Origin of the sequence: Chryseobacterium cucumeris (assembly GCF_016775705.1) — a bacterium.
In the GTDB taxonomy this organism is placed as follows: Bacteria; Bacteroidota; Bacteroidia; order Flavobacteriales; family Weeksellaceae; genus Chryseobacterium; species Chryseobacterium cupriresistens.
The window spans coordinates 2795163-2814145 of the sequence record NZ_CP068760.1; the positions used below are offsets into that span (position 1 = coordinate 2795163).

The following is an 18983-nucleotide window of genomic DNA, read 5'->3' on the forward strand; positions in this document are numbered from 1 at the left end:
ATTAATTTCTGTTTTTTACCATAATCCATCCTGTGTATTTTATCGGAGTCTGTTTTCTGTTGGTCTCATTCCAGCCCATATCAAACCAGTAGTTTCCGGTAGATACTTTCTTGTCGCCAATGCTGCCATCCCATTGATATCCGTTTAATTTGCTTCCTTCGTGGATCTTGCTTCCATATCGGTCATAAATACTGAATGTGAAATTAGGTTTCCCGGCCAAAGCAGAATAATCCAGTACATCATTTATTCCATCACCATTAGGCGTAATGATATTAATAAGATTAGGAACTGTAATTTCTACCTCTACAGGAGTACAGTTATAAGCATCTTTTACATAAAAAGTATTGCTGCCACGCGGAACATTGGTAAATACATTTTCATTCTGCCAGTTGATATTATCCATCGAATACTGATAAGGTGTTGTTCCTCCAATGGCAGTCAGGGTAACCGTATTATTGCTGATGTTAATATCTGAAATTACAGGATTTTCTGATGGATAAACCTTTACGGTTTGTCTTGTCGTACATTCTCTCGTTTTCAGATCTACCCAATAAGTTCCCACTCCCACATTGCTGATGGATGGTGTTGTTGCTCCCGTACTCCATAGATAAGAAGTATATCCGGGGCCGGCATCCAGTGTGGTGGTATTTTCCATACAGATAATTTTATCCTTTAGTACCTCTGAGTAGGTAGGAGGGATAACGGTAAGCGTTACTTCTGCAATTCTGTAACATCCGTTGGCATTGCTTACCTTAATATAAACCACTCCGTCTGGTGCTGTATAATTAGCTGGAGTCAGAATTTCATTGGTTCCGTTATGGGCATCAGCAGGAGAAGGATAATATTGTTTAATAGTTCCAGGTTGTACGTTTACTCCTGCTGAGGTTAAGTTGAATACACCCAGTACAGGATTAGATGGTTCAAAACAAGATCTTAGAGCAGCATCTTTAACGATAGGGCTTTCAGAAACCGTTAATGTTAAGGTTACCTGTTCACAATCTGTAAAATCAGGGTTGTTTCCACAAAATTTATAAACAATAGTGTCTGTACCCATATAGCCGAAATTAGGAACATAAGTAATTACTCCCGCCGGATCAATGGTTGCGGTACCGTTTGCCGGGGGTGTAATAATAGTTACTGTACTCGGAACATAATTTTGAGTTGAATTGGTAAACTGAGGGACTATAGCCTGATAGCCTTCGCAGACAGTCATTGCTTTAGTAGACTCTTCAAGACATGTAAACACTTTGTAAACCGGGGTGATGGCCGGAGTACAAGATCCTACTGCTATTTTTACGGTATAATTTCCGGAAACCAGAGGGGTGTAAGTATTTGCATTGGCTCCTGTAATAGGATTGCCATTCAAATACCACTGATAGCTATCATAGCTGTCATCCACTTCCAAAACAATACCAGGAATACATTCTCCTGTCTGTTTTGCAATTAATGGAATAGAAGAGAACCCTGCAAAATATCCTCCATATCCGGACGTGCTGTATCCTCCATTAATCCCTGCAGTTACAGCTTTATCCGAAATAACCGTTACATTTCCGGTGATAGAAGGGATGGCATACGTTACCCAGCTGTTATTACCTGTTAAGGGAAAAGGACCTTCTGAAGCGAGTGGCAGAACTCCGTTTACGGTTACATTGGCTCCCGCTTCAGTTAAAATATTCAGTTTTACTACAGTTCCGTTCGGAACAGTACTTGTAGTACCTGTGCCGGTTGGCATTTCATTGATCTTTCCGATTTCGTCGATTTTTCTGGGTAAAAAACAGTTTAATGGTGGGATGTAGTTGTAACCACAGGTAGCACTGCTGTTATTTACCGAAACCAGTTGATACAGATAAACATTTTTTGAAGTCGTTATAAACATATTAAAATGTCCGGAATTTCCCTGCTGAACATAATTGTTTCCTGTGATCCTGTAAAAATCTCCACTGTTGATCGTTGCGATAGGTGTAGTAGAACCATTAATGAATATCTGAGTATGGTCTTCCGTTCCAATAATGATACCTCCTTCCAGATCATCAGAGGAAGATCTGGTTCTTACCATGGCAAAAGTACTTCCAAGCCTTTCTGTTGGTACAGATTGATCAAGGATGGCATCAGATCCGGAACTTGTATTATTTCCAAAATTTCCATTGACATTTCCATTGGTAAGCGTAATGGGTTTGTCGGAAACAATTTTGGCTCCAATAAAAGCAGACTGGTTTTGCCCTCCCGTTCCAGGACCTCCTGCAAAAATAAAAGACTGTCCTTTATTAAGAGTAATAGTCTGTGTATTGGTAGCTGGTGCTGCTCCAAAGAACGTCACGTTTCCACTCCATGTAGCAGTTACTACAGTATTGTTTTCAGTAGCCAGTATTCCTGCTGTGAAATTATATCCGGTAAGTGATGAGGTTGTAGGAGTTCCGGCCACGTAAAACTCTTTACCAATCCCGGCTTTCCCTTTACTGGTTATAATTTCGGCGTGTGTAGTATTGCTTACTATTCTTAATGAACAGTAGAACGGCTTTGTCCCTTGTACATGTAACCCTTTAGTGATAACACTATAAGCGTCTGATGTAACATTGGCGGCGATAGCAGATATGGGTACAACAAAGGTTTGCGGAGCATTTTTGCTGATTGTGACAGTGCCAATCGGAGTATTGTTATTATTAATTGTAACAACAAAAGGGGTGGCAGAGTCGGTAGACAGATATAATGCCTGCGTATAACTTGTGGAGGCGTAATAAGGTGCAAACCAATGGTCTGTATCCCTTTGAGCCGAAATAGGAATGCTCATTAGGATAAATAATAAACTAAATATAATGTTTTTCATGAATTACAGAATTTTGATTCTAAAAATTGAAATTTCATTGACAAAAGAGATTAGGATTCTTTAATAAACTTCTTCTGAACGGTTATTCCTCCATCTTCTATCTCGATCATATACATCCCGTGGATAAGATTGCTCACATCAATAGCATTGTTCAGAATGATTCCACTTGATATCAATCTTCCGGCAGCACTGTAAATTTTATATTGAGCTTTGAAGCTTATGTTTTTTACATACAATACTGAACTTACCGGGTTGGGATAAATGTGGATATCTGCCTGATTTAGAGAGTTTGGTACAGGTTGTTTAGATATTCTGACCGTATAATCTTCCACCTCACCTTCTTTGAAATTCGTACAGTTCACAGGAATACCATCCTTCTGTAAAGCGACTCTCATAACAACATATTTATAATCTGTCATACTTATGAAGGCATTGTCAGGAACAGAGAAAGTTGAACTTGCTGTTGGGGTTCCATTAGGTCCGTCTGCCAGAATTCTTTCATTGATGTCAAATTCTCCGTTTCTGTTGAAATCGATCCAGACTGCAACACCAGCGTTAGTTCCTGAACTTAAAGTTTTATCAATGGTAATCTGATTACCTTTTGATCCTTGAATTAAATCAATAAACTTTAAAGGATTTCCTGTGAAATTTGAATACGTAGAGGCAAGAGATTCATTAATCATTTCCTTATTGCCATTAGGTTTTACAGTAACCTTTGAAATAAATTCTGTTGTAGAATTGGCTGCTGACATCGGGCAGTAGATGACGGTTGGAGTTGTAAAATAATACAGTTTTGTAAAATTTCCCGGTACTCCGTTACAGATATTGGCTATCTGCATTTCGTATTTAGTGAGCTCCAGCAAGCCAGTAATGGTGTAAGTATTTGTAGGAACTACAACCTCTGTCCAGCTCGGAATACCTACTTTTCTGTACTTCAGTATATAAGTGGCTCCCGGAAAAGGATCCCATACAACCTCTGCCGTTGTTGGCATAATCTGAGTGATCATAAGCCCCGGAGGGGGAATTTCACATATTCTTTCTGTGGTAAATACTTTTGGATTAGACCACGGGTTGGCTGTTGTTTCTCCATTACAGATATTGGCAACCTGTACTTCATACGTTTTAAATGAATCAAGATTTTGAATCGTGTATGAATTTGCAGGTGGTTGAGGGATCGTTGGTGTATTCCATGGGCCGGTACCTACTTCACGCCATCTTAAAATATAAGAGGCACTTGGAACAACCGGATTCCAGGTGATCAAAGCTGAGTTTGACGTTACATTACTTATCGTTACAAATGGTGGAGTAGGATCACATCTCGTTGTAAATGTTTTAATAGGCGTGTAAACTCCGATTCCTGTACCACCACAAACCGCTGCAATTCTTACCTCATAAGTCGTAGCAGGAGTTAAAGCGTTGATTGTTACAGGTGGATTCCCTCCTAAAACAGAAAGGTTTAAAGGAACCCATGCAGAAACAGGGTTTGTAACAGGTCTGTATTCTAAAATAAAAGCATTATTATTAGCAGCAGTTGTCCAGTTGATATTTACAGAGTTATGGGTAATATTGGTGAATACTGGATTTCCGGGTGTTGCATTACTGCATGGTCTTAATCTTACCGCATAATCTTCTACTTCACCATTGGCTGCATCTGCACACATTACAGGAGCACTGGTTCGTTTCATTACCACTCTCATCGTTGTTGTTAAAGATCCTGTATAAACTCCTGTTGAAGGAACATCAAAAGTTGCTGTTATTGGAGTGGTGGTGCTGGCAGCGGACGTCATTATTTTTTCAGCATCTGTGAAAACTCCATCTCTGTTCCAATCGATCCATGCATTGACAGCATCGGCATATTGAGTTCCTGCCCATTCTTTAGAAACTGACAGTTGATTTCCCTGAGAACCGATTTCAAGATTAATAAGGGTAGCAGCAGATGTGTAACTGATATAATTCGTTTGAACTGATGGGTTATCCATTACCGGGAAGTTGACAGAGGTAACTTTCACATTTGAAATGTAATCGTTAATTCCTGTTCCGGTCATACTACAATACGTTAACGGTGGAGTTGTAAAACTTACGCTTGGAGAAAAAACTCCCTGGTTTCCATTACAGATGGTTGCAATTTGCACCTGGTATCCGGTTTGCTCGGTGAGTCCTGTTATGGTATAAAAGCTTTGTCCTGCCGGAAGTGTCTGTCCTGTTGCAGATGGAAGCCATGCTCCTGTATTTCCTTGTCTCCATCTGATAATATAAGTAGCATTAGCAGTAGGAATCCATGATACATAGGCAGAATTATGAGTAAGGTTATTCACCGCAATAGTAGTAGGAGCAGCTGTAGTACAAGGCTGTAAATCTATAAATTTTACATAATAATCTTCCACTTCTCCATTGCTGGTGAAAGGTCCGCAGGCATTGGCTGGAGTGAGAGAATATACAATAACACGCATTTTTACTTTACTTGTTCCCAGATAGGCATTGGCAGGAACATCAAATGTAGCAGTAACGGGAGTGGTGCTTGAATAGCCAAGATTCATGATTCTTTCTCCTCCGGGACTCGTTGCCGGATTATTATCAAAAATACCATCCCCGTTAAAATCTATCCATGCATTGGTAGAATAAGTTCCTGATATAATTGACCTTCCTACAGACAGAGTATTGTTAACTGAATTTCTCAGGAGTGTAATGGTCTTTGTAGGATCTGTAGAATAATCCGTATACGTTGTCGGCCCTGAGTTATTACTGGTTAAAGGTACATTCGTACCAATCATGGTGATATTGTTGATATAACCGTTCGTAACTGTTGCCGTTGCTCCATTACAGTAAGTGAGTGCAGGTGTTGTAAAACCTACGGGAGCAGAAAATGTCTCTTGCGTTCCACAAATGGTTGCAATCTCTACCTCGTATTGGGTCTGTTCAGTTAAAGAAGTAAGCGTTACACTATTAGTAAAAGGAGTTGTTACATTGATTGTTTGCCACGTAAGGGAAGGAGGTATTCTGTATCTTACAACATATGTGGCATTGGCTGTGGCAGTCCAGGTAATATTGGCTGAAGTTGCTGTAATATTATTTACTGCAATATTGGCTGGAGGAGTGTTGGTACAACTTGGTAACGTTGTTCCTGTCAATTGTAACCTCGGTAATACAGCATATCTGCTTGTTGCAGTTGGAAGATTTGCCGGATCCGGATTGGTCGTTGAATTGTAATAAATCATTCCACGGTTATTTCCTGCAGAATAACTTCCCCAGTTGGCGGTACATGATGTTCCTGTTGAATTTTCATCAACACCTATCACTACATTGCTTACACCATCCCATAAGAATGGTGTGCTTAGAGGAATTTCAACCCATGTCCCAGCTACCATTGCCGGTAAAGTGCCAGAATATACCTGTGTTAAAGATGGGGTAGAGATCCAGCTTGAAGTGGTTGCAAAATCTGTTTGTGAAGTATTCCCCATATACACTACCCATTGATTGTAATTAGCCTGGGTTGCTGCAGTTGTGGATGCAAAAAACCTGATGGCTGTTATATAATTATTGGTTCCTACTGCGGCTCCAATCTCTGAAGCCAAATAAATCTGTTGGGAATAATTAAATCCTGAACAGGAATATACAGGTAAAAAAGCATGAGTAGCCGTACCTCCTCCAATCTGCCCTGGAGTAAAAGGAGCGCCTGCAACCCATGGTGATTTATCCGTTGCAGAACAGACAGATCTTATCCACCAGTAATAGGTAGCACCCGAAGTCAGAGAGCTGATGTTAGCACTTGTTCCGGGATTGGGTGTGCCTGGTGTTGCAGCTGCAGGAGGAGTACTGTTTGTACTGTAATAATATTCATAGCCATTGGCCGGAGCTGGTGCCGGAGCAAGGGGAGCAGTCCAGTTCAGTGTTGCAGAATTAGGTGCAATATTAGATACAGGCAGAGTAACAGGTTCAAAACATGTAGGAGCTTGTATTACCTGAACTTCATCTAATAATACATCATCATAAAAATCACCATTTCCTGCTACATCCTTATCAACGGTAAATTTTAATTGAATGGTTGCACCCACATAGCTTGCTGCCAGAGGAACACCAACTGTTCTCCATTCAGGAGAATTGGTATCACCAGACCAGACCTGTATCCATCCGGAGCCGTTATTTACAGCAAGTTTTAGCTGATTGTTGTCGGCAGCAGGTACTGTACCGTTGAGTCCGGTTAAATGATCTTTAAACCATTCAAATTTGATATAAGGATTGGTTAACCCCACTAAGTTGATCTGAGGGCTTATCAGTTCAACTGTGTGTTCACCTGCATAAGGTGAAGATGCATCAACCCATGCAAAAGTTCCGGCAGGTTTCCCTCCGTTTCCGGTGGCTCCATATCCGGCTGATCCGGAAAATTTCCACTTAACATTAGCGTTTGTAGAAGTGGAAGAAGGGTTTTGGCTGATCCAGCATGTGGGAAGTGCTCCACTACTGAATGACTGTAAGAACGGCACTGGAACTGGTGCACAGGTTTGCCCCCGGGCATGTGCAAAAGTCATTAAAAATAAGATAATGGATAGAATTTTTCTCATATAGTTTCATTTTAAGTTAGAGTCTGTTATTCAATTTACTTAAGTTCTTCTTCGAAAGAAATAGGAATCCTTCTATAGATTTGGTTCAGAAATCAATAGAAAAATCCTCTGTTTTTCAATCACAGAGACAATAATTGGTTTAAAGTGTATTATCATGTTTCCTTATCACCTCTTTTTATAAAAAGTGATCAACGGATAAACAGAAAAGTAGTAGGGTCTAAGTAGGTGGGAATAATGGCAGCTGCAGAGTTGGTGGCCTTTTTATATTTTTTTATAAAAATCACTCACTTTACTGCACGGGTTGTTGTATTTTTTAATGTGTTTTGATTTCTTTCATTTTTATATAGTTTTCTTAGTTTAGTTTTTATGATTGTGACTTGGGTAAAAATAATTTAATAAAAACTTAATATGACTATACTTTTGTATAGTTTTAAATCAAAGATTGATGAATTAATAAGAAACTGATCTTCCCAAAATGCTTTCAACACAGAAAAATACAAGTTTCATTTAAAAACAATGATTTATATAAATATCTTTCTTTCATTCTTTCTCTTTTTTATCTCCATACATGTGCGAAAATGTAATAAAATGAAGTTGTATAGATTTTTTTATTATCAAAATAAATAATTTATAGTTTTTAGTTTAATTATAATTAAGTTTTGATAGATTTTTTATTTAGCTTAATTATGAATATGTTTGCAAAAGTCGCCTAATAAAAAAGTTTTATATCTTATTATCATGTCAAAAATATGAGTGATAAAAATAATTCATTATATGCCGGAAAGGCATCAGAGAAGTATCTTAATGTACTAAAAGCGGTATCGGAAACCAGTCTGGGCTGTGTTTATATTGCAGATCTTAAAACAAGAAAATTAGAGTTCATTTCTGAGAATCCTCTTCTTTTTTCTGGTTTAAGTGCTGCTGAAGTTGAAAAAATGGGTTATAATTTTTTTCGTAAATACACCAAGAAGGCAGATCTTGACATATTAAAGAAAGTAAGTACCAACGGATTAAAGTTTTTTGAATGCCTTTCACCTGAAGAAAAAAAAGTACATACCATTACCTATGATTTTCATCTTAAATATGCCAACAGTGTAGATGTGCTTGTCAATCATAAGATTACACCTATAGAACTCTTTGATGATGGAGAAATCTCCAAAATAGTCTGTGTAGTGTCCTATTCTCTTAACCGGTCTGCGGGAAATATCAGGATCGTTTCTAATACCTCAGAAACCTATTGGAAGTATAATCTCTTCACTGGAAAATGGACAGAAGAATCTAAAGTTGCCCTAAAATTAAGGGAAATAGAAATAATACGGCTTTATCTTCAGGGATTAAAAATAGAAGAAATTGCAGAACAATTGTTTGTGTCACCAAGTACCATAAAGTTTCACAGAAGCAAATTGTTTGAGAGAATTGGAGTGAAGAATATCATCGAAGCAATATCCTACGTAATAACGAATAATTTGATTTAAACTATACTTTTTTAAATATTTCCAGCTCGAAATGGCTGAGAATCAAAATAGAACGCTCAGTATAACTTACCGTTTTTAATTAAAAACCGGTTGCTTTCTGTGTATTGTTTTCTGAACATTCTCCCTCTGCAAAATGATAGAAGGAGAATGCCCGGAACAGCTTAATTAAGCTGATAATTTGTAATTACTAAACTCAGGATGAAATGAACATAATTCTGTTCTATCTCTTTTCTGTTAATCAGTTTGTTTTTGTATTCATAAGAATTCAGATCGCGGGATAATTTCTGATACGTTTCAAAATCATCACCCTTTATCTTTACTCTTATATTACCATCTTTTCTGTTAATAAGTACATCATCCAGAGTTCTTACTTTAAATAAAACTTCGCATAACGTAGGGCGAGCCTTCATGGAACCGATATATCTTTCAACTATATTAATCTTGAACGAATCAAATATGATGTTATTAAAAACGATTTTAGAATTAGGCTCCTGAGTGTTGAGTTCAAGTTTATAGTTCATTACTTTATAAATTTTGGCAAATATAAGTTTAATTATGCCAAAAAACCGACTGTTTTAATAGATCATTCCCATATTAATGATTGAATTTTATTCTATAAACACAAAATCATATGAAAATGTGAATATTAGAGGCTTATAAATGAGGACGTAACAAAAGTGTAACAAACATTTTCTTTCCTTTTATTTTTTTCATTATAGGCATTTCCGTAATTTTATTCTCTGTATAACAAAAATTCATATTAATACCAATATAATGGAAAGATATAGTTATGGGATGGTTGGCCTTGGAGTAATGGGGCGGAATCTGCTTTATAATATCGCTGACAACGGGTTTTCAATCGCAGGATTCGACCTTGATCAGGAGAAAGTTAAAGAATTAGAAGGCGGAGCTGCTTCAGAAATGAAGGTGAAGGGTACAGGATCTTTAGAAGACTTTGTATCCGCATTGGAAGTTCCAAGAAAAATTATTCTTATGGTTCCTGCAGGAAAACCTGTAGATGCTGTGCTGGAAAATATCACCCCGCTTTTAAGCGAAGGCGATATCGTGATTGATGCAGGAAATTCTTATTTCGAAGATACCAACAGGCGTGTTGCTGACCTGGCATCTAAGAAACTGCATTTTATGGGAATGGGAGTGTCAGGAGGTGAAAAAGGAGCCAGAACAGGTCCAAGTATAATGCCTGGAGGGGATCTGGAAGCATTCAGACTTCTAAAACCGATGCTGGAAGCCATTGCAGCCAAAGTAGACAACGAAGCGTGTACAGCATATATGGGAAAAGGATCTGCCGGAAACTATGTGAAAATGGTACACAACGGTATTGAATATGCCATAATGCAGCTGATCAGTGAAGCTTATGATCTCCTTAAAAGAGGAGCAGGTTTAAATAATGAACAGCTTTATCAGGTTTTCAAAGAATGGAATAACGGCGAAATGAACTCGTTCCTTATTGAAATTACCAGAGATATTTTCACACAAAAAGATTCATTAACAGATGGCTATCTTGTAGATCAGATTTTAGATAAAGCAGGAGCAAAAGGAACCGGAAAATGGACTTCAGAACAGGCCATGGAAATCGGAGTTTCTATTCCTACCATTGATATTGCGGTAACTTCAAGAATTTTATCTGCTTATAAAAACGAGAGAGTTCAGGCTTCAAAAATATATGCCGATAACGAAATTGTAAAACCTGAAAATACAGAATTATTCATTCAGGAGGTTGGCGATGCTCTTTTCCTTTCTACTTTAATCAGCTATGCACAAGGTTTATCTTTACTGGTAAAAGCATCTGAAGAATACGGCTTTGAAATTCCATTGAAAGATGTTGTGAAAATCTGGAGAGGAGGATGTATTATCCGTTCAGTTTTGCTTGAAAAATTCTATTCTGCTTATACCCAAAACCCTAACCTTTCTAATATTCTGCTTGATAAAGAAATTTCAGAACTGGTAAAGTCAAAAATCAAAGGTTTAAGAAAAACAGCCGGATATGCCGCTACCAACGGAATCTCAAGCCTGGGACTTCAGACAGCTTTAGGATATTTTGATGCATATACTACAGAATCTCTTCCCGTGAATCTTATCCAGGCTCAGCGTGATTATTTCGGAGCTCATACTTATCAGCGTATTGACAGAGAAGGAGTTTTCCATACTTCCTGGCAGAGTGCAAACAACTAAAATTCGGAAAAATGAATCAAAATAAAGTCTTGCAGCCAACAACTATTGTTATTTTTGGTGCTACAGGCGATCTGGCAAAAAGAAAACTTTTTCCGGCATTTTACAACTTATATATCGATGGCAGAATGCCCAAAGGCTTCAATATTGTAGCACTGGGAAGAGCAGAAAATACCAACGAAAATTTCAGAAATTATATCAAAGAAAACCTTGAAAGTTTCTCAAGAAAAAAAGTGACTTCCGAAGACTGGGCAGGTTTTCAGGCTCATATTACTTACTTTCAGCATCAGCTGGATGAAGAAAGTTCTTACGAAAATCTGCAGCAGAAACTGCAGGATTTCGATACCGTTTACGGGATGAGAGCAAACAGGCTGTTTTATTTATCCATCGGGCCTAGCTTTATTTCTACAATATCCAATCATATCAAAACGACTTTACTAGCTTCTGATCCGAAAAAAGACCGTATCATTATCGAGAAACCTTTTGGTCACAATAAACAATCTGCTGTTGAATTGAACAGCCTTTTGGCAAAAACATTTGAAGAAGAGCAGATTTACCGTATCGACCACTATCTGGGAAAAGAAACGGTGCAGAATATACTGGCTTTCAGGTTTGGAAATTCTATTTTTGAGCCTTTATGGGATCATAAATATATAGAATCGGTACAGATTACGGTAGCGGAAGAAGTTGGAGTAGAGACAAGAGGAGCATTCTACGAACAGACAGGTGCGTTAAGAGATATGATTCAGAATCACCTGTTGCAGATTCTGTGTATGGTGGCTATGGAACCACCGGCTTCATTGCAGTCAGGTGAAATCAGAGACCGGAAAGTTGACGTTCTGAAATCAATTCGGAGAATATCTTCCGATCAGGTAGATCATTATGCGGTAAGAGGCCAGTATGGAAAAGGAACCATCAACGATATTGAGGTGAAAGGCTACCGCCAGGAAGACGGAATTGCTCCTGATTCCAATACAGAGACTTTTGCAGCAATTAAATTTTATCTGGATAACGAAAGATGGCAGGATGTCCCTTTCTATGTCCGTACCGGAAAGAAAATGAAAGAAAAGCATTCTTACATTACCATTCAGTTTAAGCCGCTTCCTCACTCAACGTTCTCAGACAGCCCGCATCTTTTATCTGCCAACAGGTTGATCATTAATATTCAGCCCATGATGGATATCAGATTACAGTTCATGACCAAAAAACCGGGACTGACACTGGATCTGAAGCCTGCAGAAATGATTTTCGATAATTTTGCCTGTCAGGAAGATACTCCGGAGGCGTATGAAACTTTGTTACAGGATGCTCTTTTAGGAGATCTTACCTTATTTATGCGTTCCGATCAGGTGGAAGAGGCGTGGGATGTAGTGACTACCATACAGGAAGCATGGGAAAATAACAAAGATTTATCTTTCCCGAATTATAAAGCAGGAAGCTGGGGACCGGAAGATGTTAATGCTTTGGTGGAAAGACAAGGGCACAGCTGGGTATAAATCAAAATAAAATTTAAACAGACAAAATGAATATCACAGTATTTGACGATCTGGAAAAACTGTACACAAAGGCAGCAGATGCATTTGTTGATCTTTCAAAAAAATCTATTCAGAAAAAAGACCGTTTTGTGGTGGCATTAAGTGGAGGCTCTTCCCCTAAAGCTATTTTCAAATTATTGGCAACACCGGAATATAAAGAAAAGATAGAGTGGAATAAAGTCTACTTTTTTTGGGTAGATGAAAGATGGGTTCCTTTAAACGATGATAAGAGCAACTTCCGGATGACAGATGAGGCACTTCTCAGTAAGGTTACGGTTGTCCAAAGCCATATCTTTCCTATGTATGCCGAAGGAATAACTCCTGAAGACTATGCAAAAGCTTATGAACAGCAGATAAGAACTGTTCTTGGTGATGAGGGTGTTTTTGATTTTATCCTGTTAGGAATGGGAGACGACGGCCATACAGCCTCATTATTTCCAGGTGAAGATGTTTTAAATGAAAAAGACAAATGGGTATCTGCTTATTATCTTAAGTCTCAGGAAATGTTCAGAATTACATTGACTGCACCCATCATTAATAATGCTGAAAATATTCTGGTTATTGCATTCGGGGAATCTAAAAAGCATGCACTGAATGAAGTATTGAATGGTGAATATAATCCTTCGTTATATCCAATGCAGCTTATTGAGAAGAAGAATGGATTTCAGTTTTTTACAGATGAGAAAGCAAAAGGCTAATACAACTTCAATTTAAAAATAAGAGACTGTCCTTGGACAGTCTCTCTTCATATCAACTATTCTAATACCGGATTCCCGGTATATACAATTTTCTGTAGGTCAAACTAAAATAAGTTTTTAAATAAAAACAGCACCATTAGAGAACTCATGATGCTGCTGCATTTAATGTTTTTACCTTAGTTGCTTTTTGTTCGAAACTTTAATTTTTCAACTCAATGAGTGTTTCTATATAAAAATGGTTATTAGTTTGAAGCAAATATACAAAATAAGACACTTGTAAGTGTCTAACATGAGAAAAAAAATAAAAAAAAATGACCAACAGTCTGGTAATGTGAAGAAAACCCTTTGTTGAAGGGACTTTTATGAGGCCATGAAATTTAAAAAAATTAAGCTTTAACTGATCAAAAACTAAAAAAATACCCTTATTAATCAAAAACAGCATCATTTATAATGATGCTGTCGTAATGTTTTACCCCAGTAATGGAATAGTAAAATATTTATACTGAGGGAACTAACGGTGCAATCTAATCACTCTCAATCTCACAACTCTGATTGTCTGTTTATATAAAATGGTTATTAGTTAATGCAAATATATATATTTAGACACTAAAAAGTGTCTAAAATGAAAAAAAATTCATAAACTTGTACGATTGAAAAGTGTACCATGGAAAGAAAGTCAGCAGCAGGGAATATCCGGAACAAGGAACGCAGTAAAAAAAAATTTTTGGATGCCGTTGGAAAAATACTGAGAACAAAAGGATATACTGCCTTGAAAGTGAATAGTATTGCTGCTGCAGCCGGGGTCGATAAGAAAATGATCTATTCTTATTTTGGAGGAATAGATGGTCTGATAGATGAGTATATAGAGTCACAGGATTACTGGAATAAAATAATGATTGAGGAAATAAAACCTCAGGTGGACGATAGAGGAAAGTCCTTTATGGAAAACACATTTTTCTCTCAATTTGATTATATCCACAGCAACAAAGAGGCACAAAAACTACTTCTTTGGCGGTTATCAGAATCCCGTAGATCTTTAAAAAAGTTCACCGAAACTCAGGGAAAAAACGGAGAATATATTTTTAAGCTTTTAATCGATTTCCACTTTAAAAATAATGCTGAAAATGTTCGCGCCATCATGGCAATCATGACGTCAGGATTATACTACCTGAATATGTATGCCGAAATCAATGGAAGTATTTTCTGCGGAATAGATGTAAGCACGACCAAAGGACGGGATGAAATAAAAAAAGCTGTTTCTTTCCTGCTGCATCATACCTGCAAAAACCTGTAGAACCTTTTGGAATCTGAAACTTATAAAAAAAACAAACCATTAGAAATCTAATGGTCTGTATGTAAGTTGTGTTTCTACCTTAGTTGTTTCGTATCCGAAATTCTCATAAAGTGAGGGAACTAAAATAATACAATCTGAATTGTCTTATTTTTCAACCTAAAAAGTGTTTTAAAATATGTAGATGGTTTTAGTTTGTACAAATATATAAAATAAGACACTGCTAAGTGTGTAAAATCGTAATATTTTTCATTGTTTTATTTAATTTGTTGGAGATCAGTATGTTATTTTTTAGTATTGATGTGAAAATTTCTCTTTATCGATGCTTTTTGATTAAGCTAAGTCTATGAAATAGTTTAAAATAGCGTCTTTAATAACAAAGAAGGGTTGATCAGGGATATCTGTAGAAAATATTTATTTAATATCAAGCCATTATTTGCTATGTAAAAAGCAGCATCACTGTAAAAAATGATGCTGCTGTTGTTTGTACCTCAGTCATTTTTGTTCTAAATTTTTTAAACTGAGGGAACTAACGATACAATCTGAATAGTTTTTAATTCTCAATTTCAATAGTGTTTTGTATATTGAATGGTTATAGTTTATACAAATATATACAAATAAATTATTTTAGACACTAACTAGTGTCTAAAATAAAAAAAAATTTCTTAAACTTGTATCTTGTATATTGAATGTTTAGTCATGGAAAGAAAGTCAGCATCAGGTAGTATTAGGAATAAGGAACGCAGCAAAAAAAAGTTTCTGGACGCCGTTGGGAAAATACTGAAAACGAAGGGACATGCAGGATTGAAGATTAATGATATCGCTGCGACTGCCGGGGTAGATAAGAAAATGATCTATACCTATTTTGGCGGAATGGATGGCCTCATGGACGAATATGTTCGTACACAGGATTTCTGGGTAAAAGTAACCAGCGAGGAAGTGGAAAAGATGAAACCGAATCTTGAAGATGGAGGCAGAGAATTTATCGAGCATATGCTGCTTTCCCAGTTTGATTACGTATACGCCAATAAAGAAGCTCAAAAACTATTGTTGTGGACTATTTCTGAACCCCGGAAATCATTAAAAAAACTGATTGACACTCAGGAGGAAAACGGAGAATATATCTTCAAATTATTGATGGAATCACATTTTAAAGATAAAATGGATACCTACCGTTCTATTATGGCCATCATGGTGTCAGGATTGTATTATCTGAATATGTTTTCGTCTCTGAACGGAAGTATTTTCTGTGGTATAGATACCAATACGCCTGAAGGACGGGAAAAAATCAAAAAGGCGATATCTTTCATGGTACAACAAACCCACGATAATCTTTAATCTGTTATAAAGAACATAAAAAAGGGACAATAGTTTGCCCCTTTTTTATTGTTACTTATAGTATAGTAGTCTATCCTTTATGATAAGGACAGCCTGAAGCTGTACCGGTATTTACTCCGGTATTATAGAACTGCTCTTCAATTACCTTTCTCTGATCCTCAGGAATGTCCTGTATCTTTCTCAGGGTATTTACCTGGATATGAGGCCAGCTTGTGGTACCTCCGTCATTCCCGAAATCAAATTCAAAAAATACAATCTGCTCATACTGCAGCTGAAGAATCTCTTTTCCATCTTCAATCACCGTTTCGATCCACATATCCATATCTACCTCAACAGTCGGAACGAAACGATTGACAAACGGAACATTCAACACGCCTCCCTGTGCTCCTGTTTTCATTTTTGAAGACATTCTCACATGAACATGATTGCTGATTTTCTGGCCTCTTAACGTATCCCTGAGCCTCAGGTCAGGCCGTACAGAGTAAGGATATAAATTGTCTGCAAGAATTCTCTGGGTATAGATCTTATTGGAGCCGGGATCATTATCATCATTAAGTGTTTCATGAACCCAGGCCGGTGCCGGTTGGTCAAGATCAATGATTTCTTCCGGAGTTACTCCGGCATTTCCCATGGTCCGTGAAATGGAAAGATGATTGGTTTCCCAGGCCTCTTTACCGTAAGGGAACTGAGGTGAACCTTCAATTAAATAGTACGTTGTCTTATCTTTATTCTGAGGAATGATATCTCCAAGCAAAGTAATGGTGCTTCCATGTGGAATAACACCGCTTCGGGAGATAGAGTAGTCCGGGATAAAATAAGGACCATCAAGCCCTGCTCCCGGCTTTATTTCCTGTGCCGGAATGATTTCATAATAAGGCTGTCCCGGTTGCAGCTGGCTTTGAAGAATGTATTGAGGGTTGGGTTCTTCGTCCGGTGTAATCCTTAGCAAAGGCTCGTCTCTGTATTCTCCGGTATATCCGTACTTTGCATCTTCTGTTAAAATGGCATGAATACCGCGGTCTCTTTCAATAGATTCTTTTGTTGCTGCATGGTTATAGACATCACTCAGCCATAGGTACATTCCGTTTTCTTCGTGGATAGGGGTATATTTCAGCGCATCCTGTCCCGGTATTGTATTAACGCTTTTAATGCTTTGCTCATACTTGACTGCTCCGCAAAAAAGCTCACTCGCTCCGCCACGGTTACGTACTCCGCCGGGAACGATGGAAAAGGTAAGTTTCTCAATATATTCTTCACTGGTAAAAGCGAACTTTCCGGGTATCGTCCCCGGATTGGTTCCGGGAGAAGGCATGATGGTAGTATGTACTCCGCTCGCTAACGAAGGGTTGGTAACATTTTTATTGTAATTGACATTATAGCTTACCCATGTGCCGTCCAGGGCAGCCAGAACTCCATAATCCACATTATTCTCAATAGCCTGCAGGTTGTCTTCCCTGAATGGTCTTACCGGATCATCAATAAGAAGTTTAGAATATCCGTCCATTAATTCAGCCAGATTAACTTCACTTTGTCCCGGCATTCTGCGGAACAGCTGTTCTCCTCCTGCTTCCGGGCTCTCTTTTTTTCTTTTAAGCATGATATATCGTTTTTATGGTTATAGGTCGATGTATTCGAATGTTGGCCCCGCATTGGTCTGAGCATCCAACGGTTGTTTCATCAGATTTACAGCCTGTTCTTTCAGAGCATACATATACATAATGGATTTTTCCAGTTCTCTCTGATTTCCTTCTACAGCGCTTTGTATAGCATCTAACAAACGTTTGTAGGTTTTATTAAACTCCACGCCCTGGGCATATAATTCTTTGTTTTTGACGTAATCTTCCAGCTTAGGGTTAGGTTTCATAGGATAGGCCTCGTTCCAGTCTACCGGAAGATCTTTTCCTGTAGGCGGTGTAGTTACAGGCATCATTCCATTTTCATCCATGAAAGGCTCATAGTTTCCTCCCAGATAGAAATGCTCATGGAAAACTTCTTTAAACCTGAAATAATGAGCCAGTTCAACCCCTTCTTCAAACTGGGACGGATCTACATCGAAAATAGAATCATCTGCACCTTCACCTTGCCCTTTGATTTCCTGGAAAACAGCAATTACTCCTGTCAAGGCTTCTACAGAATGAAGTTTCCCGCCGCTTCCGTAATATTGCTCAGGGCGGATCTGTTTTGCCGGATTTCCTGTGAAAATTCCTCTGGTGTTTAATTCCTCAAAGTTTGTCGGAAGTGTCCCATGTGCTTTATAGTAAGCAATGATTTGGAAAACAACGATATAGAAGAATAATACGTCATAATACTCACCAATGGTGTGTACATTTTCCATGATAAAACCTTTCATATTTTCAAGGGTCCAGAGGTGTTTTTCCTGTACGGCAGCTCTTTGAGAGTATAGTTCAGAAATCTCCGCTTCATCATCATATTTCGGAGCTTTTACCACAGATGCACTCGGACTTTCAATGGCAATAAACGTGGCAATACTGTTGCTTGAGAATGTTTCCAGACCTACATAGAAATCAACGTTCATCGGTAATTTCATGGGATAAACAGGGTAGTTCTCCTTTTTGTTGACAGAAGGCTGAATATCGATGGCATTCAATACATTACAAACCATAATCAGGTGAAGCATTTCCTCTACAGCAACACTTCTGATAATTTGTGAAGCCAGAGCATTGGTTCCGTCTTTGATCGAGTACAAAGCCGTAAGATAGGGTGGAATTGTAGAATGTTCGATAAGAATGGCAGTTTGCAGAAGGTCCTTCAAAACCGGTTTGTAATCAATTTCTGTTACCTCTTTTTTCATTTCTGAAACTCCTGAACCGAACTGAGATTCCAGATAGGTATTAAAGTCACTTATCTGATCATTCAGTAAAAGATTAGTAACTGTTTTGCTGTGATGCTTTAATCCCTCTATCCAGTCTTCTTTGCTTAATGTTGAATCAAATAATAAAGAAGGTAATGAAATAGCTTCTGTAACCGCGGCACTTCTGGAAGCCATTCTGCCTGCAGTTAATAAAGTTTCCTGTGGTTGAACTGTTTTATTGATAAGTCTTTGTCTCATGTT

11 protein-coding genes are annotated in these 18983 nt (G+C 37.9%); 6 read left to right on the forward strand and 5 right to left on the reverse strand.

Features of this window, described 5'->3' with window-relative positions:
• Position 1 precedes the first annotated feature (1 nt).
• Positions 2 to 2824 carry a T9SS type B sorting domain-containing protein gene (locus JNG87_RS12535; protein WP_202838732.1) on the reverse strand — a complete coding sequence of 941 codons (2823 nt, stop codon included), beginning with the start codon at positions 2822 to 2824 and terminating at the stop codon, positions 2 to 4.
• Between the two features lie 50 nt (positions 2825 to 2874).
• Positions 2875 to 7383, reverse strand: coding sequence for a GEVED domain-containing protein (locus tag JNG87_RS12540; protein WP_202838733.1), 4509 nt, complete (start codon positions 7381 to 7383; stop codon positions 2875 to 2877).
• A gap of 749 nt (positions 7384 to 8132) precedes the next feature.
• Here JNG87_RS12540 and JNG87_RS12545 point away from each other — a divergent pair.
• Entirely contained in the window at positions 8133 to 8858 is a 726-nt protein-coding gene (locus JNG87_RS12545) for a response regulator transcription factor (RefSeq protein ID WP_062675197.1), read from the forward strand.
• Positions 8859 to 9019: 161 nt separating this feature from the next.
• On the opposite strand, the gene JNG87_RS12550 is transcribed toward JNG87_RS12545, so the two are convergent.
• Entirely contained in the window at positions 9020 to 9379 is a 360-nt protein-coding gene (locus JNG87_RS12550; protein ID WP_202838734.1) for a prevent-host-death protein, read from the reverse strand.
• A 253-nt stretch (positions 9380 to 9632) separates the two neighbouring features.
• Here JNG87_RS12550 and gndA point away from each other — a divergent pair, with 253 nt between their 5' ends.
• From gndA to JNG87_RS12575, 5 genes are all read left to right on the forward strand, one after another.
• Positions 9633 to 11051 carry an NADP-dependent phosphogluconate dehydrogenase gene (gndA, locus tag JNG87_RS12555; protein WP_202838735.1) on the forward strand — a complete coding sequence of 473 codons (1419 nt, stop codon included), beginning with the start codon at positions 9633 to 9635 and terminating at the stop codon, positions 11049 to 11051.
• 11 nt (positions 11052 to 11062) lie between these two features.
• The gene (gene zwf / locus JNG87_RS12560; RefSeq protein WP_202838736.1) at positions 11063 to 12544 is read left to right on the forward strand and encodes a glucose-6-phosphate dehydrogenase; all 1482 of its coding nucleotides are present in this window, start codon (positions 11063 to 11065) and stop codon (positions 12542 to 12544) included.
• A gap of 26 nt (positions 12545 to 12570) precedes the next feature.
• The gene (gene pgl, locus JNG87_RS12565) at positions 12571 to 13281 is read left to right on the forward strand and encodes a 6-phosphogluconolactonase (RefSeq protein WP_202838737.1); all 711 of its coding nucleotides are present in this window, start codon (positions 12571 to 12573) and stop codon (positions 13279 to 13281) included.
• Positions 13282 to 13945: 664 nt separating this feature from the next.
• The gene (locus JNG87_RS12570; protein WP_202838738.1) at positions 13946 to 14575 is read left to right on the forward strand and encodes a TetR/AcrR family transcriptional regulator; all 630 of its coding nucleotides are present in this window, start codon (positions 13946 to 13948) and stop codon (positions 14573 to 14575) included.
• A 696-nt stretch (positions 14576 to 15271) separates the two neighbouring features.
• Positions 15272 to 15910, forward strand: a complete 639-nt coding sequence (locus JNG87_RS12575) for a TetR/AcrR family transcriptional regulator (RefSeq protein ID WP_110011162.1) — start codon at positions 15272 to 15274, stop codon at positions 15908 to 15910.
• A gap of 70 nt (positions 15911 to 15980) precedes the next feature.
• Here JNG87_RS12575 and JNG87_RS12580 read toward each other — a convergent pair whose 3' ends face one another.
• Together JNG87_RS12580 and JNG87_RS12585 are read right to left on the reverse strand one after the other, a co-directional pair.
• A complete protein-coding gene (locus tag JNG87_RS12580) occupies positions 15981 to 17507 on the reverse strand; it encodes a peroxidase, FMP-type (RefSeq protein ID WP_202838739.1) in 1527 nt (508 codons plus the stop codon).
• Positions 17508 to 17525: 18 nt separating this feature from the next.
• Positions 17526 to 18980: a ferritin-like domain-containing protein gene (locus tag JNG87_RS12585; protein ID WP_202838740.1), complete on the reverse strand. Its 1455-nt coding sequence runs from the start codon at positions 18978 to 18980 to the stop codon at positions 17526 to 17528.
• Positions 18981 to 18983: the final 3 nt, after the last annotated feature.